Genomic DNA, 20,871 nt, shown 5'->3' with positions numbered 1-20,871 from the left:
ACCGCCGGACGGAGGCCTGCATGGGCTTTGAGACGAACGCTTTGATTCTGACGCTTGCAGACGCCCTCACGCTCGTGAGCTGGTGGAAGCCGGTGCTGTTTCTGTTTCCCCTGCTCGCATGGGCGTGGGCGGTTTCAACCGTGTGCGACAAGCACGCGGCACGCTTTTATCTTGAGCGGGAGATGTGGAACTACATCCACTGCGCCGCGGCGCTCCTGGCGCTCCTCGCCGTGATGTTCATGCCCTCGCTGGGAGAGGGCGGTTCGCTGACGTGGCTCGTCAGTTTCGTTGTGTTCAGCCTCATTCTCGCCAGCAGCGTCGTGGCGTACGTCGTCGTCGCGAACCGCGACGAACGTGTGCCCGAAGGCGGCAAAGTCTCCTTCGAACTTTCCAAGATCGCCAGCCTCACCGAGGGAATGGGGAAAAAGAAAGTCAAAGGGAAGGCGGGTACGTCGGTTCTCACGTTCCGCAGGATCGACAAGTCGGCGGTGGACATCCCCGCGACCGACTCGCCGGATTTCGAGGTCAGGCTGGCGGGCGAAGCGATTGTGATGAAGGCGCTCGATATCCGTTCGGCGCGCATCGAAATCGTGCCGGGCTCGAAAGAGTCGTACCAGACCGTTTTCAATGTGGACGGGGTCAAAGTGCCGGGCGAGACGATGCCCGCGGCGGCGGGGATCAAACTGATCGATTTCTGGAAATCCGCCGCGAAGCTCGATGTCGCGGACCGTCGCAAGAAACAGTCCGCCGATCTCACCGTGGAGCGCGGCGCGACGAAGAACAAGCTTCACATCGAAACCTCGGGCGGGCAATCGGGCCAGAAACTCACGATTCTGATCGATCCCGAAGCGCAGGTGCGCAAGACTCCGGAGCAGATCGGATGGACACCTGAGCAGATCGAGATCGTGCGCGCCTGGTCCACCACGCGCGGCGGCGTCGTCTTGCTCAGCGCCCCGCCGCAAGGCGGGCTCACGACCGCGTTGTACACGGTCATGAAAATGCACGACGCGTATACCAACAACGTGCAGACGGTGGAAATTGAAATCGAGGACGCGCTCGAGGGCATCCGGCAGAACAAATGGGACGCGATGTCGGAAGGCCCCGACTACGCAACGCTCGTGCGCTCGATTCTGCGGCGCGACCCCGACATTGTCGGCGTCGCGAGCGTCCCCGACCCGCAGACGGCGAAGGAGATCGTCAAGGCCGATCCCGACAAGTGCCGCGTCTACGCGGGGCTGAACGCGGACAGCGCCATCGGCGCGATTCAGACGTGGGTTCGGCTGATCGGCGACGCCGACGTCGCGGCGAAGACGATTCAGGGGGTCATGTCGGAGAAGCTGCTCCGCAAACTGTGCATCAACTGCAAGCAGGCGTACCAGCCGTCGCCCGACGTGCTCAAGAAACTCGGCCTTCCGCCGGACAGGGTGAAGCAGTTGTTCAAAAAGGGCGGCGAGGTTCTGGTGAAGAACAAGCCGGAGACGTGCCCTGTCTGTCAGGGATCGGGCTATCTGCAGCGCGACGGCGCGTTCGAGGTCTTCAACATCGACGAATCGGCGCGGGAAATGATCCGCTCTCAGAACTGGGCGGGGCTCAAAGCCGAATTGCGCAAGGGCGGCCTGCCTTCGATACAACAGGCCGCACTGCGAAAAGCCATCGACGGCGTCACGAGCGTCGAAGAGGTGCTTCGCATCACCGCCGACGGCACCAAATCCGCGGCTCCCGGTGCGCAGCCGGCGACCAAGCAACCCGCCAAACCCAAGGCCTGATCTGATCCGTTCGGAGGTTTTCGCATGATCATGAATGTTCTCGCCATCGCGATTCTCGGGGGCGTCGCCTACGCCTGGGGCGCCCGAGGCGGTTTTTCCTCGCTGCTGAATTGCATGTGCGTCGTGTTCGCGGGCGCAATCGCCTTCGGGCTGTGGGAGCCGATCGCGACGTGGCTGATCGGCTCGGCGGGAACCCGCGGCATGAGTTCGCTGCTCGCGGACATCGCGTGGGGCGCAGGACTCGCGATCCCGTTCTTCCTTGCTTTGCTCGTCTTCCGGGCGGTCACGGATTCACTCATCAGGAAGAATCTGAAATTCTCGCCCACCAGCGACTGGATCGTGGGCTCTCTCTTCGGCGTCGTTTCCGGGGTGATCGTGTCGGGCATCTGTGTTCTCACGCTTTCGGGAATGCGGATCGGCTCCAGCGCTTGGGGCTATGAAGCAATCTCGAGCGACGCCGCAGGCAACGTCCAGCGCGGCTCGTCGCTTTGGGTGCCGACCGATCGGCTGACGAGCGGTCTCTACTCACGCCTCAGCCGCGGCTCGTTTTCAAGCCCGGAGCCGCTGGCGGTTTGGAATCCGGATCCGGCGGTCTTTGAAGCGAGCGCGCGCGCGAGTTACCTGGACGGAACGGCGCGAACTTCGCTCGAGCGGAAAGACTTCGACATCATCGGCCGGTACGTGCTCGATCCGGCGAAGTTGAAGGCGCCCGAAGCATCGCCCAAGACTGGAGCGGCCCCACAGGGAGACGCCAACGACCTGCGGGCTGACGGCTTCGATCGCACACCCCAAGGTGTCAAACTGTTTAACGGCGAAGCCCCAGGCAAAGATGCGAAGCTGCACGGTGTGATCGTCAAGTTCCGCGCGGGAGCCAAGGAGCGAACCAGCGGACAGGTCATCATCGGCAACGGGCAGGTTTATCTTCTGACCGAGGACAGCGCGGGCGAGACGCACTTTGTGTTTCCTAATGCCGTGGTCAGCAAGGCCGAAGCGGGCAAAACCGCCATCGCACGCTTCCGATACGACGCAAAGGGGACATTCCTCGCCTCGCTCGGGGGTGATTCGGAATCGAACTGGGCCTTTGAATTCATGGTGCCCGCGGACCAGACCCCGATTGCGATCGTCGTGAAGGGAACGCGCGTGCGCTTCGATCCTGCCGACGAGAAGCTCAAGCCTGTGGAATTCGAAAGCCGCCAGAAGCGCGATTCGCTGATCGCCGCCGGCCAGCTCACTTCGGGCAAGTCTCAGAAGCCTCTGGATGAGAGCAAAGCGGTCACTGTCACTCTGGGAGGGACCGACCCGAATTCCACCGGCGTTTCTCCGACCAATCAGATCGGGCTGGTTCTGCAGGATGGCACCCTCGGATCGAGCATCACGGTCACAAACGGACGAATCGTCAGCGGCACAACTTTGCTCTCACCGAAGGACACGCAGAACCGAGGCGTGGATCAGAACCTCCGCGTCGATCGATTCGCACCGCCCGATCAGGTCGCGCTTCTCATGGTTGACGCGGGATACGAGCGGGGCGAGGCAGGGTTGACCGGCTCTGCGGCGCGCGAGGCAGCGATCGACACTTCGGTTCCCGCGTCGCCGTTCGTGATTGATTCCAATGGCATCCGCTACGACGCGGTTGGATTCGTTTATCAGGATCCGCAGGAAGTGCGAATCCGCTACATCATCGGTGAGCCAATCCAGTCGGTGTCGGGCGACTTGCCCAGCGTTTCTCGCAGCCGCCCGGATCAGAAACTCAAGCTCATCTTCGCACCAAGCAAGGGAACCGAAATCGTCGGCTGGGGAGTCGGCAATAAGCTGATCGCCAAGTTCATTCCGCCGGTCAAAATGGATATTGAGCAGCGCTAAGAGTCGCGTTGAAAACCTGATGTGAAAAAAAGGCCCCCGATGCCGGGGGCCTTTTCATTGCACAAACTGTTTGAACCCCCGGCTTACTTGGCCTTCGCGGCCTTCTTTCCTTCTTTCGCTTCGACCTTGGCGGGCTTGGCAGCCTCCGCTTTCGGCGCCTTCTCGCTGCTCCCGAATCCGGTCTTGGGCTTTTCGGCCTTGGCGTCGTCGCCGGCTTCGTCCTTCTTGCCCTTCTTCTTTCCTTCGGGCTTGGATTCGACCGCCGCGGCGTCGGCCGGCGTCGCGTGCGCCGATGCTGCGGCCTCGCTGGGCTGGTCTTTCTTCAGGTCGAGCGGGCGATCCGACACAACCCAGAGCTTGATGGTTGCGTCCAGATCGCTGTCGAGTTTGATGTGAACGTCGTAGCTGTCGATGCGCTTGATCGACTGCGTGAGCCGGACGTCGCGCGGCTTGACCGCGTGCCCCATCTTGTTGAGCTCGCCCGAGATGTCCTGCTGCGAGATCGCCCCGTACAGGATGCCCTGATCGTTGCAGGATCGCGTGAGATGCACCTCGACGCCCTCGAGCTTCTCGCTAAGCGCTTCGCGCTGCTTGCGCTGTTCCGCGAGCATTTTTTCCGCCTCGGCCCGCTTGGCGGAGAGCGCTTTGATCTTCTCTTCGCTCGGCTGAGTCGCAAGATTGCGAGGGAGAAGGAAGTTCCGGGCGTAGCCGGTACGCACGTTCACCACATCGCCCACGATGCCGAGGGCTTCAACGTTGTCTGTCAGAAGAAGTTTGACGTTCTTGTTCATGCCGCTGTCCTTTCGCCCGGTGACCCGGGTGGAGTTAGGAGCAGGACGCGACAACAAGCCGGAACTGCCCCAACGCGAAATCTGAAATTGTCATGCCCGGTTCGGGCCGAATGCCGCGCCGGGCCTGAATACTAGAACGGAATGTCGTCGTCGCCCATCGGCGCTGCATTCTGCGCCGGCCGGCCGGGAGCTCGGGTGTTCACTTGCGGCTGACTGTCGTCATCCGAGTACGACGCACTCCCACCCCCACCACCCCCACCACCCCCACCACCCCCGCTCGCTTTGCTGTCCACGAATTGGAAGCTCTCGACGACGACCTTCAGCTTTGATTGCTTCTTGCCCGTGTCCTTGTCGTCCCACTGATCAAGCTTCAAGCGACCTTCGATAAACACAGGGCGGCCTTTCGAGAGGTACTTCGCCATGATTTCCGCGGTTTTCCCCCAGGCTTCGCAGTCGATGAAGGTGACCTCCTCGCGCTTCTCGCCGCTCGCGGTCGTGTAGTTTCGGTTCACCGCGAGGCCGACGTTGGCGACCTGCGATCCGCTGCCTCCGACGGCGCGAAGCTCGACATTGCGCGTCAGATTCCCCATCAACAAAACTCGGTTGTAGCTTCCAGCCATGTGATTACTCCCCGTTTCCGTGCGGAGCCCGCACGGGCCGTTTGGATCATACTAGGATTCGGCCCGATCCGCAAGCCCGATTCGGGCGGCAGAATTAGGCAGGTTCGCCTTCCGCTGCGGCAGCGACCGGCTCAGCAGTCGGCTCGGAAGTCTGCGGCTTTTCGGCCCGCATCTTGGCTTCGAGTTCGAGCTCGCGCCGGCCATCGGCGGCCTGCATCTGCTCGACGGTCATGTGGTCGGCGCGGATGAGCAAGTGACGCAGGAGCTTTTCCGAGAGATTGCAATCGCGATCGAAGCCGAGCATCGACTCGTTGGGAGCCTTGAAGTACACGAGGATGTACGTGCCGCGCTTCTGGCCGGCGATCTCGTAGGCAAGACGGCGATCATCCCACTTGCGCATCGCGATGATCTCGGCCTGCGCGCGCTGGAAGATCTCGTTGAGGTGGGCCACGCAACCCGCGAGGTCCGCCGCGGTCGACTGGCCGAACAGGAACATGGCTTCGTACTGATAGATTCGCTTGCCGGGCATGTGAGTCACTCCACTTTCTGAGATGAGGCCTGTGATGAGGCTGGTGATGGGTTCTGATTTGAGGCCGCGCCCGGCGCGGGTTTCGCGCCGTCGGGGCCGACTTTGCCTGCCTGTCGCGCGCGGTGCGCCTCGGCGTTTCCGTTGAATTCGTTCATTGCCGCCGCGAGGCCGCGCCGAACGAAAGTTTCCGATGCCTTGGCGGCACGATCGAAGGCCGGTTGCATGTCCGACCACTCGTCATCCGCGAACTTGGAGAGGACGTAGTCCGCCTGATCCCAATTCGCGGGCTTCCCGCCGGAAGGACGCTCGCCGACACCGACACGGACGCGTGGGTAGAGACCGTTGCCGAGCGCCTGGTCGATGCTGGAGAGCCCGTTGTGCCCGCCCGTTCCACCCGCTTCGCGGATGCGGATCGACCCTACCGGGAGGTAGAAATCGTCGACAACCACAAGCAGATCGGTCGCGGGTTGAAGCTTGAAGAAGCGAATCGCCTCGCTCACCGCTCGTCCGGAAAGGTTCATGAAGGTCATGGGCTTCATGAACACGCATTTTTCCGAACCGATGTCGGCCTCCACGGTCATCGCCTGGAATCGCGATTTGGGAATCGCGCCCCCCCCCACACCCTTGGCGTGCGTGTCGGCAAGGCGGTCCAAGACCACGAACCCGGCGTTGTGCCGCGTTTTGGCGTATTCGGGACCGGGATTGCCGAGGCCGACGATGAGCTTCATGTCGATTACTTCTTGGGTGCTCCAGCGGCGGGCTTGGCGTCCTTGGCAGGAGCAGCAGCCTTCGCACCGGCGGCAGCGGGCGCAGCGCCCTTGGCGGGTGCAGCACCCTTGGCAGCGGCAGCGCCTTCTTCGCCCTCGGCCTTCTTGGCAGTAAGGACCTCGGGCTCCGCCGGTCCGCCTTCGGCGGCGGTCGCTTCGCCGACAACGATTTCCTGCTGGATCACGATCTGCGCGACGATCGCGTGCGAGTCGGTGATCATCTTGATGCTCTCGCTGGGCAGCTTGACCTGCGAGGCGCTGATCTGCTGATCGACATCGAGTTCGTCGATGCGGACTTCCAGGAACTCGGGCAGCTCGGTGACCAAACATTCGACAACGACTTCGTTTGTCGGGTGCATCAGGATCGCGCCGGCGGTCTTGAGTCCTTTCGCCTCACCGATGAGGTGGATCGGAACACGGGTGCGGATGCGCTCGTTGAGATCAACGCGGGCAAAGTCGGCGTGAACGATGTTCGTGCCGAGGTGATCGAACTGGAGATCCTTGAGCAGGACGACCTGGCCGCCGTCCTTCTCCTTCGAGCCGTCGAAGCCGAGGCGGAAGATCTTCTCGCCCTTGGTGAAGTGGCTGATTGCTTCTTTGAAGTCGAGGGTGATCGCGACAGGGTCCTGCTTGTGTCCGTAAACAATGGCCGGCAATTGGCCGCTTGAACGGATGCGCTGGCAGTAGCGGCTTCCGGTCTTGTCGCGATTCTGGGCTTTGAGGAGGGGGGCTTTCTGGAGCATTTCTCGATCCTTTCTGATCTATCGCACTGGTCCTGCTTGTGTTTGGTTTATCTCTTGGTTCCGGCGTTCTTCTGGAAGAGCGCGGAAACCGACTGGTTGTTGTGAATCCGGTTGATCGCCTCGCCCAGCAGTTTGCTGACGCAGAGTTCGACCAGTTTTCCCTTGAGCGCATCGCTTCGATCGACTTGCGAGATGGTGTTCGTCACCACCACCTTTGAAATCTGATCGGACGAGAGGCGCTCGATCGCTGGGCCGACGAGCACGCCGTGGGTTGCGGCGGCGATCACCTGCTTGGCGCCGCGGCTCATCACGAGCTTGGCCGCTTCGATTACCGTGCCCGCGGTCGAGATCATGTCGTCGAACATCAGCACCGTCTTGCCTTCGACCGAACCGATGAGGTTGCCGGTGACGACGGTCGAGCCGCTGAGGCGGCGCTTGTTGATGATCGCGAGATCGCCGCCGAGCAGGTTGGCCATTCCTTCGGACACTTTGACATTGCCGACGTCGGGGCTCACGAGGCAAAGGTCGCCCAGTTCCTTGCGGATTCCGGCGAAATATTCGAGGAAGACCGGCGTCGCGGAAAGGTGATCGACCGGCAGGTCGAAGAAGCCCTGGATCTGCGCCGCGTGAAGATCGACCGCGAGCACGCGATCGGCTCCCGCCGCGGTGATGAGATTCGCGACGAGCTTCGCGGTGATCGGGACGCGGCCCTCGTCCTTGCGGTCCTGTCGGGCGTATCCGAAATACGGCGTGACGACAGTGACGCGTGCCGCGGAAGCGCGCCGCAAACAGTCGACGAAGGTCAGCAGCTCCATCAGGTTGTCGTTGACAGGAGCGCACGTCGAGATGACGACGTAGCAGTCGCGTCCGCGGACATCTTCTTCGAGCTTGACGAGCAACTCTCCGTCGGGGAAGACCACTGTGTGCGACGCGCCCAGATCCATCTTGAGATGGGCGCACATGCGCTCGGCGAGCACGCGGCTGGAGCGGCCCGCGAAAATCTTGAGATCGCCGTTCGCGCCGTGATTCATCGATGTGCTCCACTCGCGAGGGGTTGCGTCGGCTGTGACGGCTTGATCGCGGGGCGGCTGCGATAGATCGCGTCCACTTTCGCGAGGTCTTCAAGCGTGTTGATGCTGAGGACGTCTTCGGGCGGCACGGCCTCGATGACTTCGACGGTCTTCACTTCGTTGAGCAAAAGGCTCAGCGTGTCGGTCAGATAGAACTCGCCGCTGACTGGGTTGCGCGTCACACCTTTGAGCGCCCGGAAAAGATCGGCGGTGTTGAAGCAGTAGTACGACGGGTTGACTTCCTTGATCGCGAGCTGCTCGGGCGTGCAGTTCTTCTGCTCGACGATCGCCTTGAAGCGGCCGTCGCTGTCACGCCAGATGCGCCCGTAACCGGTTGCATCGTCGAGCACTGCGGTGGCGAGCGTCGCGCTCGCGTGCTTTTCGCGATGGCGCTTCAGGACTTTTTCGAGGGTCGCGAGGCGGATGAGCGGGCCGTCGCCGCAGAGCACAAACGTGTCGCCGGGATACCCAGCGCTCTTGAAAATCTCTTCGGCGCACTGCACGGCGTGGCCCGTACCAAACTGCGGCTCCTGCACCGCGAATTCAATGTCGTAACCCTTGAGCGCCGCACGCACGTCTTCCTGTTTGTATCCGACCACGGCGACGATGCGCTTGCAGCCCGCCGCGAGGCACGCATCCACAACGGCGCACACCATGGGCCGTCCGCCCACAGGATGCACGACCTTGGGCAGATCGCTCTTCATCCGCGTGCCTTTTCCGGCGGCGAGGATGATGGCGGAAGGAGCGGAGTTGTTGGATGAATTGCTCATCGTTGTGCTGGCAGCGCCCGAAGCGCAAGCCCGAAAAGGGAAGCTGGGCGACAAGGATTCGAACCTTGACAAACAGAACCAAAATCTGCTGTGCTACCGTTACACCATCGCCCAGAAATTCGCTTGCTGCGGTCTGGTGGTGTGACTCCCGACAAAGACTCCTTGCATGCTCACCGGCTCGTTTGAGCCGGAGACGACCAGCGGACGGACCATTCGCGGTCCCGTCCCCGGCGAGAAAATCGCAAGGTGCGGAAGCCGCGGCAACATTGCCCGAAGCGAGCTTCGGGTCGGGAGCTGGACTTTCCATCAGCCGCGATGGGAAAGCCCCGAACCGCGCCTCGGCCTTGTTCCGGTTTCCCGGCTGGCGTCCGTCACGGTCGGCTCCAAAGTGAGGAGAAGTCTAGGGAGCGCGGCCCATCTGGGTCCAACCCCCGAAGCAGATTGAAGTCCAGTTCGGGTCCGGTCAGGCCGGCCCAGATCAGGCCGTGGATTCCTTTGTTTTCCAGTACTCGGCCGACGTCACGACCGGGATGACCTCGAAATCGACGAGATCGGACCAATGGCCGATCCACTCGTCAATCTGGGCCCGGCTCGGAGACTCCATGACCTGGAAGCACTTGCCGCTGGCGGGTTCGAGCCAACTTCCGTGATACTTGACGCCGTCCGGCATCATCCTGCCCCGAGACTTGAATCGCGCCCCCACTTCGTCTGCCTTGCCGGACTTGAAGAGCTCGAGGACCATGAAGAGCATCGGGCAGCTACGGTGCCTGTCAATGCGGAGTTCGACCGGCCCGCATTCGCAATCCAAGACCGACGCTCAGGGTTGTTCGCCCGATTGATCCGCGGCAGCGGATAGCGGCTGCCCGCGCTCTTCGCGGATCGCGGCCTCACTGATCACTTCGTAGCAGGAAGCCAAGAGCCCGACGAGCGGGAAGGCCGAAGGCGCATCGCCGCCGCTTTTGGCGGCGCCCGTCAAAGGACTCGGGCCGAGTCGGCGAAGAAGTGGATGACTCACAGGCGGCGGTTCGATCGGGGCTTCGAGCTCCTGAACACCCGCGGGCAATTCCCAGAAGTCGCGCGTCGCCTCGAACTCAACTTGTCCGGCGTCGGACACTCCCGGCACTCGTCCTGCATAGACCGACGGATTGGTCTTCGAAGAATTCGCGATTGCGCGGCTGTGACGCAATCGCTCGAGCAACTCCTGGCCGTCGAGCCCGCGGAGTTTGAACATCACGAACGGATCGCCCGAAAGTCTCTGCGCAAGGAGATACGCGGCGCATGCGCCGTGCTTGCACCAGAGGACCGGGCCCGGGGCTTCGCCCGCGGCTTTCTTTGCGTTTCGTGCGCGGTCGTCGGCCTGAAAATCGGCGCACGTGCACGAGAAAGTCACTTCCGATGCCTCGGTCGGAAACAACTTCAAGCCGAGAGGAACAAAGACATCTTCGATGTTGGAAGGCAGATCTCCCGCGAGCAACTTTGCCGCGTAGACCGCCTGATCGGTCATGACGCCGACTACCTTTTCCCACTGCTCAGCGCTCAGCGGTTCGATATGCAACTTTGCCTGATAGGGACGCTCGGCGCGGCCCTGCACGCTCGCAACAAGCGACGCGGGCTCGACGATAAGAGTCTTGGTTTGTCCGAGCGACGCGTACTCGAGTCCATCGACGGCGCGCTTTCCGGGCGCTGCCTGCTCGATGATGCGCACCCAGCGCTGCGCCGCCCAACTCTCGGACCAGAGAGAAGCCTGCTCGGCACTTGTGATCTTGATTCCGCCGCGCACGCGACGAGGTTTCAAGGGAAGCGGCTTGGGCGCGCGGGTGAACGGCTGCGGACGAGGCGTCTGCAGCGACGGCGGCACGCCCGGGCGAAGTGGCTGGCCGGGCGTCACGGGCGCGCCGGGTGAGGCGGGGCGCTGCGGCGGCGTCGATCCGGAGTTGGGGACTGTGGACATCGGTTACACCTCGTCCACAATGGCGTCGTTGCGGAGCGTCAGAAGCTCGCGCAGCTGCGATGTATCGAGTTCGGTGAGCCAGCGCTCCCCCGACCCGATGATGTTCTCGGCCAATTCGGTCTTGGATTCGATCATCTGATCGATGCGCTCCTCAAGCGTGCCACGGACCACGAATTTGTGCACCTGCACGGTGCGTGTCTGACCGATGCGGTACGCCCGGTCGGTCGCCTGGTTCTCGACTGCGGGGTTCCACCAGCGATCAAAGTGAAAAACATGGCTCGCGGCGGTGAGATTGAGGCCGACGCCGCCGGCCTTGAGGCTGATAAGCAGGATCGGGTTCTTGCCGTCGGCGCGCTGGAAATCTTCGACAATCTGTACGCGGTCCTTCTGCGTCGTGCCGCCGTGCAGGAAGAGCACCTCGCGGTCGAGGTGATGACGCAGCATCGCGCTGAGCAGGTTGCCCATCTGGCGGAACTGGGTGAAGACGATCGCCTGATCGCCCTCCGCCAGCACTTCGTCGAGCATCTCGATGAGGCGAATGCACTTGCCGCTGCGGTCCATCGCAGGCGGTTTGAGGCTTCCGTCTTGCCAGTCCTTGAGAAGCTGAGTCGGGTGATTGCAGATCTGCTTAAGTTTGATGAGCGCCGAGAGAACCAGACCGCGGCGCTGGATGCCCTCGCTCCGCTCGACTTCGGTGAGCATGCGCTGCACGCACTGCTCGTAAAGCGTCGCCTGCTCGCTGGTGAGCGGGCAGTATTCCTTGCTCTCGACTTTTTCCGGCAAATCAGCGACAACAGTCGGATCGCTCTTGAGGCGTCGGAGAATGAACGGCCGCACGAGCCCCTTGAGTTGCTCGAGCTTGGCGCGGTCTCGGTAGCGTTCGATCCCGACGGCGAAGCGCTGCCGGAAACTCCCCGCGGAGCCAAGATACCCGGGGTTCAGAAAGTCCATGATCGACCACAGCTCGCTCAAGCGGTTTTCGACCGGCGTGCCCGTCAGTGCGACGCGCCGATCCGCGGCAATCGATCGAACGGCCTGACTCTGCTTCGCGCCCGGGTTCTTGATGTACTGCGCTTCGTCGAGCACGAGTCGCCCCCACTGCACCTTGCCGAGCAGCTCCTTGTCGCGGTGCGCGAGCGAATAGGTCGTGATCACCATGTCGCTGGCGCGTGCCTTCTCGACAAACGCTTCTTCGTTCAGCCGATCGGCGCCGTGATGGGTGAGCACGGTCAGTTCGGGGCAGAACCGCGCGGTCTCGTGCATCCAGTTTCCGACGACCGACATGGGCACAACCAGCAGCGTCGGCTGCATGACGGGTCGGGGCGAACCCGGAGGCGCCGCGGCGATCGCCGCGTTCATCTGCTCGCGCTCGAACGCCATGAGCGCGAGCAACTGAATTGTTTTTCCCAAACCCATGTCATCGGCCAGGCAAAGGCCCAGGCCGATACGCTCGAGAAACGCCATCCACGAAACGCCTCGAACCTGATATGGGCGGAGCGTGCCATGAAAGCGCTCGGGCGGTTTGATGGTTTCGAGCTGGCGCGTCGCGGCCTCGGCGTTCATGAGCGCCGCGACCCAGCCGGTCGCTTCGAGGCCGGTGATCTGGACGCCCGTCTCGCGCGGATCGCTGCCGTAGGCGATGCGGAGCGCATCGGCGACTTTCATCTCGCCGCCCGGATTCTCGCGCACGAACTTGATCGCGCTCTGTACATCCTCGGGGCGCACCTCGATCCAGCGGCCATTGACCTTGACCAGCGGGCTCTTGCGGGAAGCCAGCTTCTCGAATTCCGAAAGCGAGAGGGTGGTATCCCCGAGCGCGATCTCCCAGCGGTATCGAACCAGCGCTCCCATTCCCAGAGTCGGAGCGGAGGCGGTGCTCGACGTCCCCGAACTCTGGCCCATCACTTCGGACATCGAATCGCTGTCGAGACGGAGGCGAACACCGAGTTTGGCGAGAGGTGAATCCCACCAATCGGGCGTCTGGACGCCGAAACCCTGTTCCTGAAGCACGGGCGCGAATTCGCGGAGAAACTGATACGCCTGTCGCGTCGAGAGTTCGACGCTTACCGGCTCGGAGTCTTCGAGCGCTTTTTCCAGGCGGTTGTAGATCCGGCTCGCTCGGCCGAGTTCACCCAGCAGGAGTTCCTGAGGCGAATCGATGCGTTTCCCCTCGATCGTCATCGAGTCACTGGTCAGCGCCCACAGATCCGTCGCATCGACGACGAGCGCCGGGCGATCGACGCTCTGCACGTGGAACGTGAGCGCCCACTGCGCATCGTCCTCGCCTTCCTCGGGGATCGGCTCGTTGAGCTTGAGCATCAACCGCCACGCCGAACTGGCTCCGCGTTCTTCAAGTCCACCGATCCACTGACGCACACGGCGCGCGAGCTCCTGGCCCCGGACATTCGTCGCCGGAACGGAGTTACTCCCCGCAAGAAGAGCCTGCAGCCACGCCACGTGAAGGTCGGTCGAAGCGTCTTTCTCGCCGACCGACGAATAGAAGTCTTCGCGCGTCAGCGTGGCGCGGCACTGCGCATCGAGCACGCGCCACAGAAAATCCTCCACGATCGGCCAAGGCTGGTGATCGAACGAATCGACACCGGCTCGCGCGATCGCCGGCATGCCGCGCACGAGCGCCGCGACCCGCTCGGCGGTTTTTTCATCGCTCAGCCAGGGCTGCCAGAGTCCTCGGAAATCTCCGGCGCCGCCGATACCGTGCTGTGAAACCATCGGAACAAACCGCTGCTGCGCCAGCAGACTGCGCACAAGCCGCGTCGCGGCACCGAAGAACACCACCGATGCGCCGATGAGATCTGTCTTCTCGCCGTTCGCCGTTCCGTTTTCTCGCGGCGTTTCGTCCAGCAGCGAATCGAGCGCAACCGGCGCGAGCAGCGGGCTGACCGCAATCGACGGCACGGCGATGGTCTCGAGCTTGAGCAGGCCCTCGGCGCGATGCCCCATGGCGCGTGCCAGATGTGAGCTGGGCTGAACACTTCCGGCAAAGCTCGGGAGGGCGAGTTTGATGACCGATGCCGGAACGGCCTCCTCAGCGAACGCCGATCCAAGGCGCGAGCGGATTGCACTCAGATCGAGCGCGAGCGGATGCCCCCCTGTGACACCTTGAGAAAGACTGGAAATCTTTTCGCCGTCTTCGCCCCAGATGTGAAGCATCGGGCCGGCGGAGGCCTCCGTTTGTCCTGCCGTCCATGCCGCGTGAAATACGTGGAGCAACCCTTCTCCTTCCGACGCCGCGCGAGCGAGTCGAAGCACATCCGTGTCGCGCTCCTTCGTCGGAGCAATGAGGGCGCAGGGACTCGAACCCTGGACCTACGGCTTAAAAGGCCGCTGCTCTACCAACTGAGCTACGCCCTCGATTGATTCGGGGTAAGTTTCCCCGCCTGTCCCGATGGAACCTGCGCGGCAATGCCGTACGTGTCCGGTTCGGGGCCAAGAGGTAATGGTACGCGTCAGCCCGCGAATTGGGAATTGCGGCGGATCAGAAAACCGGCAAATGCGGCCCGCTACCGGGCCTGCCGCGTCGCCGGGAGCAAGGAAAAAAGCATCTCGGCGTTCCTGGCGCTCGCTCCCTTGTTGGCGAGCACCGCTTCGCGGGTACATTTAGAAAGTTGTTCCCGATCGTTTGGGTCGCCCAGGAGACCCGCGAGCACACGGGAAAGATCACCGGGCTGAACGATCCGAATGGCTCCCGCACGATCGAGCGTTTGGACGACGTTCTGAAAATCTCCGTAGCGCGGGCCGATGACCAGCGGTTTGCCCAGCGCCGCGGGCTCGAGCGGATCGGACCCGAAGAGATTGAAGAACGAGCGCCCGATGACGACGACATCAGCGAGAGAATACGCGAGACGGAGTTCTCCGATAGTGTCAAGGAGGAACCGGTCGCGACCCGGCGCGGGAGGCTTGCTGTTCTTCGTCGCGGAGCGTCGCACGCAATTCGGGAGCGCCGCAGCGGCTTCGTCGAAACGCTCGGGTTTGCGAGGCGCGCAAAGCAATTGCGCTCCGCCCGGGCACGCGTGATGGAGCAGTTCTTCTTCCCCCGGCCCGGTGCTTCCCGCGACGATGAGCGGACGGTTGCGATCGATCCCGAATTCGGCCGCGAGTTTCTCGGCGCCTGGAATCGGCGCGCCCGGAGTCTCGGGCACCGCCGCGGCGTCCCACTTCATCGTACCGGTGACGCGAATGCGATCCTGCGGCACGCCCATCTGCGAAAATCGTGCCGCGTAATCTTCGTCCTGCACGGCAACCTGCGCGAGGCGAGAGAATGTCGGACCGATCACTGGCTTGAGCTTGCGATACCCCTTGAAAGATCGCTCGCTCAGGCGACCGTTGATGACGGCGACTGGGATATGCCGCCTCGTGCATTCCTTGATGAAGTTCGGCCAGACCTCGAGTTCGACGAGCGCGACCGCATCGGGGCGGACCGCATCGAGAAAGCGCCGGACGCTCGAAGACAAATCGATCGGATATCGGAGCACCGTCGCGTACTTGGAAAAGAGTTCCTTCGCGCGGGCGAGACCCGTGTCGGTCCCGACCGTCACAACGATGTCGACGCCCGCTCCGTTCGAAGAAGCAGTGAGCAACGGAAGCAAGTGGCGAAGCGCGTTCACTTCACCGACCGAAACCGCGTGAATCATCAAGCGCGGCAGCTTCTTCGGAGGAAGCGATTCAACATGGCCGAACCGCTCTTTCCAACCGGAGCGCTGCTTGCGCAATAGCCACGGAGACGCGATTGCCCCGCCGGTGATGTAAAAGAGATCGATCGCGTTCACTTTGGCGACACAGGAGCAGTTCTAGTGCCCGGCTTTTCTAGCGCCCGATGCCTAGTGCCGAGTGCCTCATCAATGGGCAGGCAGGGACTCGAACCCTGGACCTCTCGCGTGTAAAGCGAATGCTCTAGCCAACTGAGCTACCCGCCCGAACGGACAAGTTTACGTCGGGCCGATCCGCTATTCCCGCATCGCCCTGCGGAAGAACAGCGATCCGAGCACAAAGCCGCCAATGGCGACGCCGGCGAGCACGATCAGAGGCAAAGTCATTCCTTCCAGGCCCGTGCCGCGCCACGTCGCACACTCGATCGCATCAACCGACCACTTGAACGGGCTCGCCATACTCACCGGCTTCATGAACGCCGGCATGAAAAACACCGGCAACGTGCCGCCCCCGATCAGCGCCATGATCAGGATCACGCTGCGGCCGAAGCCCGCAGAACCCTCGCCCGAGCGCCCGAGCACGGCAAGGAACATCATCACGCCCACGAACGCGCACGCCGAAAAGACGGTCGCGAGCACGAGCAGCGGCGGATTGGGCAGCGCCACGTGAAAGAACATCGCGAAAATCCCGATCAGCAGCCACTGCACGAGCATGCACGACCAGAAACCGGCGATCGCCTTCCCCCCGATGATGTGCCAGCGCGTGAGCGGTGCGCAGCGCAGCCGCAGGAGCGTGCCGCGCTGCCGATCGCGCGCGAGCGTCGAAACAAACGCGGTCACGCAGCCCATGAGCCCCCACACGATCCCCTGAGGCAGCGACACCTCGTACGCGTTCGTCGGTAGATTGCGCTGCCTCCGAATGTCCTTGATGTCCAACTGCATCGGGCTGAAACCGGACATCGAATTCTCGCTGATGGCGGGCTTGCCGTCCTCACCGGGCTTGTTCGCATCGTTCACGAACGTCTCGACGTTCTGAAAGAGCGTCCCGAACATGAGCTTGCGCGAGAGATCGACGTCCTTCGACTTCGCGATCATGTCGCGCGCCTGCTGCAATTGCTTTTTCAAGCGATCGAGCTGCGAGAACGACTTTGCCATCATCATGAAGCTCTGTTCCATGAGCCTTCCCTGCAACAGCCCGTTCTCGCCCGATTTGGATGGGTCGATCAGCACCGGAACTTCCGGCCCCTTGCCGCTGGCAAACAGATTCTCAAACCCCTTCTCGAATCCCTGAGGCACGACGACACAAGCGGACACCTTTCCCTCGCGGACAAGCTTCTCACCAGCTATCTCCGAGTCCGCGAGCGTGACGTTGAACCCATCCATCTTCTGAAGATTGCTGACGAAGTCCGAGGCGAGCGCCCCCTTGTCGAGCTGCGCCACAGCGATCTCGATTTTCCCTTTCTTCGCATCGCCGCCGAAAACCAGCCCGAAAAAGATCGCAAAGATGATTGGAAACACGAACGTGAAGAACGCCGCGGCACGATCGCGCAGCAAGAGTCTCACGTCGGTCCACGCGATCGCCCACATCGCTTTGATTCCGGCGGTCACGCCCATCAGTCGCGCAGGCTCCTTCCCGTCAGATTCAGAAAGACGCTTTCAAGATTTGGCCGTTCGATGTGGATGCCGGTCACCGGCTCCGCCGCCGGCGCGCCCGCGAGCACGCCGGAAATTTCACGCAGCGGCGCATCGGTCTCGATCTGCTCGTGCTTGTCCGAGCGCTCGATGCGGACGATGCTCCGTCCCCCGTGCGCGCAGACAAGCTCATCCACGGCGCCGACGCAGAGCAATTTTCCTTTATCGATAATCCCCACGCGGTCGCAGAGTTTCTGCGCCTCTTCCATGTAGTGCGTGGTGTAGATGATCGTCTTGCCTGCTCGCGCCAGCTCACGCACGGTATCGAGAATGTTGTTGCGGCTCTGCGGATCGACTCCGGCGGTCGGCTCATCAAGGAGCAGAATCGGCGGTTCGTGAATCAGTGCCGCGGCAAGGTTGAGCCGCCGCTTCATGCCGCCGGAGTACGTTCCGGCCCGATCGGTTGCTCGAGGCAGCAAGCCGACCAGATCGAGCACGCGATGAACGCGATCACTCAGTTGGGGCCCGCCAAGCCCGTAGAGCCGGCCGAACACCGACAAGTTCTCCGCGCCCGAGAGTTCGTCATAGATCGCGAGCGACTGCGGCGCGACGCCCAGGTGAGCACGCGCGCTTTCCTGCGTGGGCGAACCCGCACCCTCGATCTCGACGCTTCCGGAATCGGGGGTGATCAAACCGACGCACATGCCGATCGTCGTGCTCTTGCCGGCGCCGTTGGGACCGAGCAACCCGAAGACTTCACCCCTTCGCACTTCGAGCGAAACATCGTCGACGGCGATCAGATTGCCGTACGACTTTCGGAGATTGGTGAGCCGGAGCACGCCGGATTATCGCACGCTCGGCACAACGCGGATACGTTTTCGCGCCGGATCACTTGCTCGCCGAGGTTTTTTCGACCGACTGCTGAAGCCGCCGGAGCGCATCAAACGCCTGCATCGGGCTCATCGAATCGAGCTTCAACTCGCGGAGTTCGCCGACGGCCGGATGATGCAGATACTCGGTGAAAAGCGCGAGCTGTCCGTTCGAGGCGGAAGCAGAAACGGCCCCCTTCGCGCTCGCCATCGTTTCGCCCAGCCCGTGATGCACGGCGAAACTCGCCAGAACCTCCCGCGCACGCCCCACCACCGACTGAGGCAGGCCCGCCAGCCTCGCGACGTGGATGCCGTAGGACTGATCGGTCTTTCCGGGCAGGATTCGATGAAGGAAGATGATCTGCGTCTCTCCGCCCGGGCTCGAATCCGAATCGAGCGGCCACTCGCGCACCGCCACGTGCAGATTGCGGATCCGCCCGGACATGCCCAGATCATCGCGTTCCGCCAGGTCGGTCAGTTCGTGGTAGTGCGTCGCGAAGAGGGTGCGGCAGCCCTTGTTTCCAAGGAATTCGGTGATCGCCCACGCGAGCGAAAGGCCGTCGAGCGTGCTCGTGCCGCGCCCGATTTCGTCCAGAATGACAAGCGACTTCGGTGTCGCGTGATGCAGAATGTTCGCCGTCTCCGTCATCTCGACCATGAAGGTCGATTGGCCGGCGTGGAGCGCGTCGTCGGCGCCGATGCGTGTGAAGATCCGATCGCAGAGTCCGATCGTCGCACGTGCCGCCGGCACGAAGCTGCCCGCGTGCGCGAGCAGCGTGATCAGGGCGACCTGCCGGATGAACGTGCTCTTGCCCGCCATGTTCGGCCCAGTGATGAGCGCCATCGCCGGCGCTTCGGCGGCGCCGATCTCGACGTCGTTGGGAACAAAGTCGCGCCCGAGCGAGCGCTCCAGCACCGGATGCCGCCCGTCGTGGATTACCAGCGTGCCTTCATCGCTCATTTCGGGGCGCACCCACCCGGCGCGCACCGCATGTTCCGCAAAGCCGAGCAAGACATCGACTTCCGCGATCGCGTCGGCGTATACGGCAAGTGCGGCGAGCTTCGCGGCGACCGACGCGCACATCGAGTCAAACAATTCCCGCTCGCGCGCGAGCGCTCTCGTTTCGGCCGTGCTCACCTTGCGCTCGAATTCGTGCAGCTCGGGCGTGATGTAGCGCTCGGCGTTCTTCAGCGTCTGCTTTCGAGTGAACGCGGCGGGCGCCTGCTTGGCCTGCGATGTCGTCAACTCGATGTAGTATCCGAAGATTTTGTTGTATCCGACTTTGAGGCCGGGGAGCGAGTGCTCGCGGAGCAAGCGTTCCTGATACTCGACCAGCCACGTGCCCGCATCCTTCTGAAGCGAGCGTGCCTCATCAAGCTCCGCATCGACACCGTCTTTGATAAGCCCGCCTTCGCGCAGGTGCCCCGGAACTTCATCGTTGCAACTCGCGACGATTTGCTTCCCGATTTGAGCAAGCACTTCCCCAACCCGCGCGAGTGAGTCGGCGCTCTGGGCAAGTGCCGGCACCGAGCTGATCCGTTCCAGCGCCGCCGGACCGCGGCAGATCCCTTTCGCGAGCGCGACCAGATCCCGAGGCGTCGCACGCGCGAGCGCCACCCGCCCCGCGATCCGCGCGACGTCGGGCTGTTCCGAAAGCAATTCACGAAGTTCGCCGCTCAGCCGTCGATCTTCGCACAATGCCGCCACGGCGCCGTGCCTTTTCTCGATCACTTCGCGCCGGCACGCCGGGCGGCACAGCCACTCTCGCAGCAGGCGTTTGCCCATCGCCGTGCGGCAAACGCCTCCTGATGGTCCGGTGAGAAACACGCCAAGCAAGGAACCTTCGAGCCCGCCCTCGGAACCCCCGGGCGCCGCGCGGATGACACGCTCGATCTCGAGCGCTCGCAAGCTCACCGCATCCACAATCATCGAGTCGCCCGGCAGATCCAGCGTCGGCGGACGCAGGTGAGAAAGCGTGCCCCGGCCCGTTGATTGCTTTCCATCCTCTGCGCCGGGTGTCTGCGTTTCCAGTAGATACCGAAGAATCGCGCCCGCCGCGCAGACCGCCGGATCGTCATCGCGGACTCCGTAACCCGCGAGAGACTTCACTTTGAAGTGACCGGTGATTGCGCCCCGAGCCTCTTCCATGCGGAACTGCCACGAAGGCCGCGGCGTGCCGCTGATTCCAAGCGCCGCCAGACACTGCTTCACGCGCGGCGGAATCGCTCCGTCGGCGGTCGCCGCGTAGAGCAACTCGCGCACGCTCCGCCGCATGAGTTCGTCGATGATCGCAGCGCCGCCCGCCTGGCCGCTCGCGTGCACAAGACTGAATTGGCCGGTGGATGCATCCACAACGGCGATCGCGGCATCCGAATCGTCTCCGCTCCCGACAAAGAAAATCGACGCGAGTTTGATCGCGGCGCCGTCGTCGAGCAGCGGCCCGTCCACGAGCGTTCCCGGCGTCAGCACGCGCGTCACGTCGCGCTGGATCACGCCCTTGGCGTTTTCCGCGAGTTCCGTTTGCTCGCAGACCGCGACGCGAAACCCCTTGTCGATCAACTTCTTGAGATACGTCTCAAGCTGATGATGAGGCACGCCCGCCATCGGCACACCCGCGGTCCGCTGCGTCAGCGTGAGCCCGATCGCCTTGCTCACGGCAACCGCATCATCGTCGAACATCTCGTAGAAATCGCCGATGCGAAACAACAAAACACAGCCTTCGTGCCGCTTCTTGAAGCGGTAATACTGCTGCATCGCGGGCGTTTCACGAGGGTCGGGCATACGTCGGGATGGTCCGGGTTTCCGAGCATACGCGATCGCGTCGGCCCGGCGAAG

16 protein-coding genes and 3 tRNA genes are annotated in these 20,871 nt (G+C 62.8%); 2 read left to right on the top strand and 17 right to left on the bottom strand.

Annotated elements, in window-relative coordinates:
• Positions 1–20 precede the first annotated feature (20 nt).
• On the top strand, positions 21–1,766 hold the full coding sequence (tadA, locus tag KF691_04705; GenBank protein ID MBX3388734.1) for a Flp pilus assembly complex ATPase component TadA: 1,746 nt from the start codon (positions 21–23) through the stop codon (positions 1,764–1,766).
• A 24-nt stretch (positions 1,767–1,790) separates the two neighbouring features.
• A complete protein-coding gene (locus KF691_04700) occupies positions 1,791–3,626 on the top strand; it encodes a CvpA family protein (GenBank protein MBX3388733.1) in 1,836 nt (611 codons plus the stop codon).
• Positions 3,627–3,709: 83 nt separating this feature from the next.
• Here the strand turns inward: KF691_04700 and rplI are convergent, their stop codons facing one another.
• The 17 genes from rplI to mutS all read right to left on the bottom strand — a co-directional run bounded on the left by rplI (position 3,710) and on the right by mutS (position 20,817).
• The gene (gene rplI / locus KF691_04695; GenBank protein ID MBX3388732.1) at positions 3,710–4,417 is read right to left on the bottom strand and encodes a 50S ribosomal protein L9; all 708 of its coding nucleotides are present in this window, start codon (positions 4,415–4,417) and stop codon (positions 3,710–3,712) included.
• Between the two features lie 131 nt (positions 4,418–4,548).
• Positions 4,549–5,037: a single-stranded DNA-binding protein gene (gene ssb / locus KF691_04690; GenBank protein MBX3388731.1), complete on the bottom strand. Its 489-nt coding sequence runs from the start codon at positions 5,035–5,037 to the stop codon at positions 4,549–4,551.
• 94 nt (positions 5,038–5,131) lie between these two features.
• Complete coding sequence (rpsF, locus tag KF691_04685) at positions 5,132–5,566, bottom strand: 30S ribosomal protein S6 (protein MBX3388730.1); 435 nt, start codon at positions 5,564–5,566, stop codon at positions 5,132–5,134.
• A gap of 5 nt (positions 5,567–5,571) precedes the next feature.
• Entirely contained in the window at positions 5,572–6,294 is a 723-nt protein-coding gene (gene pth, locus KF691_04680) for an aminoacyl-tRNA hydrolase (protein MBX3388729.1), read from the bottom strand.
• Positions 6,295–6,299: 5 nt separating this feature from the next.
• On the bottom strand, positions 6,300–7,076 hold the full coding sequence (locus KF691_04675) for a 50S ribosomal protein L25 (protein MBX3388728.1): 777 nt from the start codon (positions 7,074–7,076) through the stop codon (positions 6,300–6,302).
• A 47-nt stretch (positions 7,077–7,123) separates the two neighbouring features.
• Positions 7,124–8,107: a ribose-phosphate pyrophosphokinase gene (locus tag KF691_04670; protein ID MBX3388727.1), complete on the bottom strand. Its 984-nt coding sequence runs from the start codon at positions 8,105–8,107 to the stop codon at positions 7,124–7,126.
• A complete protein-coding gene (locus tag KF691_04665; protein ID MBX3388726.1) occupies positions 8,104–8,916 on the bottom strand; it encodes an NTP transferase domain-containing protein in 813 nt (270 codons plus the stop codon). The genes KF691_04670 and KF691_04665 overlap by 4 nt, the downstream gene beginning before the upstream one ends.
• A 43-nt stretch (positions 8,917–8,959) precedes the next feature.
• Positions 8,960–9,030, bottom strand: a tRNA-Gln gene (locus KF691_04660).
• A gap of 364 nt (positions 9,031–9,394) precedes the next feature.
• Positions 9,395–9,667 carry a DUF3303 family protein gene (locus tag KF691_04655; GenBank protein MBX3388725.1) on the bottom strand — a complete coding sequence of 91 codons (273 nt, stop codon included), beginning with the start codon at positions 9,665–9,667 and terminating at the stop codon, positions 9,395–9,397.
• Between the two features lie 66 nt (positions 9,668–9,733).
• Positions 9,734–10,867 (bottom strand): hypothetical protein, encoded by a 1,134-nt coding sequence (locus tag KF691_04650; protein MBX3388724.1) that lies wholly within the window; start codon positions 10,865–10,867, stop codon positions 9,734–9,736.
• Positions 10,868–10,870: 3 nt separating this feature from the next.
• Positions 10,871–14,137: a DEAD/DEAH box helicase gene (locus KF691_04645; GenBank protein MBX3388723.1), complete on the bottom strand. Its 3,267-nt coding sequence runs from the start codon at positions 14,135–14,137 to the stop codon at positions 10,871–10,873.
• A 29-nt stretch (positions 14,138–14,166) separates the two neighbouring features.
• A tRNA-Lys gene (locus KF691_04640) sits at positions 14,167–14,239 on the bottom strand.
• A 149-nt stretch (positions 14,240–14,388) separates the two neighbouring features.
• Positions 14,389–15,654, bottom strand: a complete 1,266-nt coding sequence (locus KF691_04635; protein MBX3388722.1) for a hypothetical protein — start codon at positions 15,652–15,654, stop codon at positions 14,389–14,391.
• Between the two features lie 73 nt (positions 15,655–15,727).
• A tRNA-Val gene (locus KF691_04630) sits at positions 15,728–15,801 on the bottom strand.
• A gap of 30 nt (positions 15,802–15,831) precedes the next feature.
• Complete coding sequence (locus KF691_04625; GenBank protein MBX3388721.1) at positions 15,832–17,148, bottom strand: ABC transporter permease; 1,317 nt, start codon at positions 17,146–17,148, stop codon at positions 15,832–15,834.
• The gene (locus KF691_04620; GenBank protein ID MBX3388720.1) at positions 17,148–18,005 is read right to left on the bottom strand and encodes an ABC transporter ATP-binding protein; all 858 of its coding nucleotides are present in this window, start codon (positions 18,003–18,005) and stop codon (positions 17,148–17,150) included. Before KF691_04620 ends, KF691_04625 begins: the two co-directional genes overlap by 1 nt.
• A 49-nt stretch (positions 18,006–18,054) precedes the next feature.
• Positions 18,055–20,817 (bottom strand): DNA mismatch repair protein MutS, encoded by a 2,763-nt coding sequence (mutS, locus tag KF691_04615; protein MBX3388719.1) that lies wholly within the window; start codon positions 20,815–20,817, stop codon positions 18,055–18,057.
• Positions 20,818–20,871 lie beyond the last annotated feature (54 nt).

Source organism: Phycisphaeraceae bacterium, from assembly GCA_019636555.1.
Taxonomy (GTDB): domain Bacteria; phylum Planctomycetota; class Phycisphaerae; order Phycisphaerales; family UBA1924; genus JAFEBO01.
The sequence above is the reverse complement of the archived record's forward strand: the minus strand, read 5'-3'. Positions and strand labels throughout refer to the sequence as shown.

What these genes read in the sequence shown, in the direction of transcription:
- tadA (MBX3388734.1), top strand. Translation starts at nt 21, where the DNA reads ATGGGCTTTGAGACGAACGCTTTGATTCTGACGCTTGCAGACGCCCTC.
- KF691_04700 (MBX3388733.1), top strand. Translation starts at nt 1,791, where the DNA reads ATGATCATGAATGTTCTCGCCATCGCGATTCTCGGGGGCGTCGCCTAC.
- rplI (MBX3388732.1), bottom strand. Translation starts at nt 4,417, where the DNA reads ATGAACAAGAACGTCAAACTTCTTCTGACAGACAACGTTGAAGCCCTC.
- ssb (MBX3388731.1), bottom strand. Translation starts at nt 5,037, where the DNA reads ATGGCTGGAAGCTACAACCGAGTTTTGTTGATGGGGAATCTGACGCGC.
- rpsF (MBX3388730.1), bottom strand. Translation starts at nt 5,566, where the DNA reads ATGCCCGGCAAGCGAATCTATCAGTACGAAGCCATGTTCCTGTTCGGC.
- pth (MBX3388729.1), bottom strand. Translation starts at nt 6,294, where the DNA reads ATGAAGCTCATCGTCGGCCTCGGCAATCCCGGTCCCGAATACGCCAAA.
- KF691_04675 (MBX3388728.1), bottom strand. Translation starts at nt 7,076, where the DNA reads ATGCTCCAGAAAGCCCCCCTCCTCAAAGCCCAGAATCGCGACAAGACC.
- KF691_04670 (MBX3388727.1), bottom strand. Translation starts at nt 8,107, where the DNA reads ATGAATCACGGCGCGAACGGCGATCTCAAGATTTTCGCGGGCCGCTCC.
- KF691_04665 (MBX3388726.1), bottom strand. Translation starts at nt 8,916, where the DNA reads ATGAGCAATTCATCCAACAACTCCGCTCCTTCCGCCATCATCCTCGCC.
- KF691_04655 (MBX3388725.1), bottom strand. Translation starts at nt 9,667, where the DNA reads ATGCTCTTCATGGTCCTCGAGCTCTTCAAGTCCGGCAAGGCAGACGAA.
- KF691_04650 (MBX3388724.1), bottom strand. Translation starts at nt 10,867, where the DNA reads ATGTCCACAGTCCCCAACTCCGGATCGACGCCGCCGCAGCGCCCCGCC.
- KF691_04625 (MBX3388721.1), bottom strand. Translation starts at nt 17,148, where the DNA reads ATGGGCGTGACCGCCGGAATCAAAGCGATGTGGGCGATCGCGTGGACC.
- mutS (MBX3388719.1), bottom strand. Translation starts at nt 20,817, where the DNA reads ATGCCCGACCCTCGTGAAACGCCCGCGATGCAGCAGTATTACCGCTTC.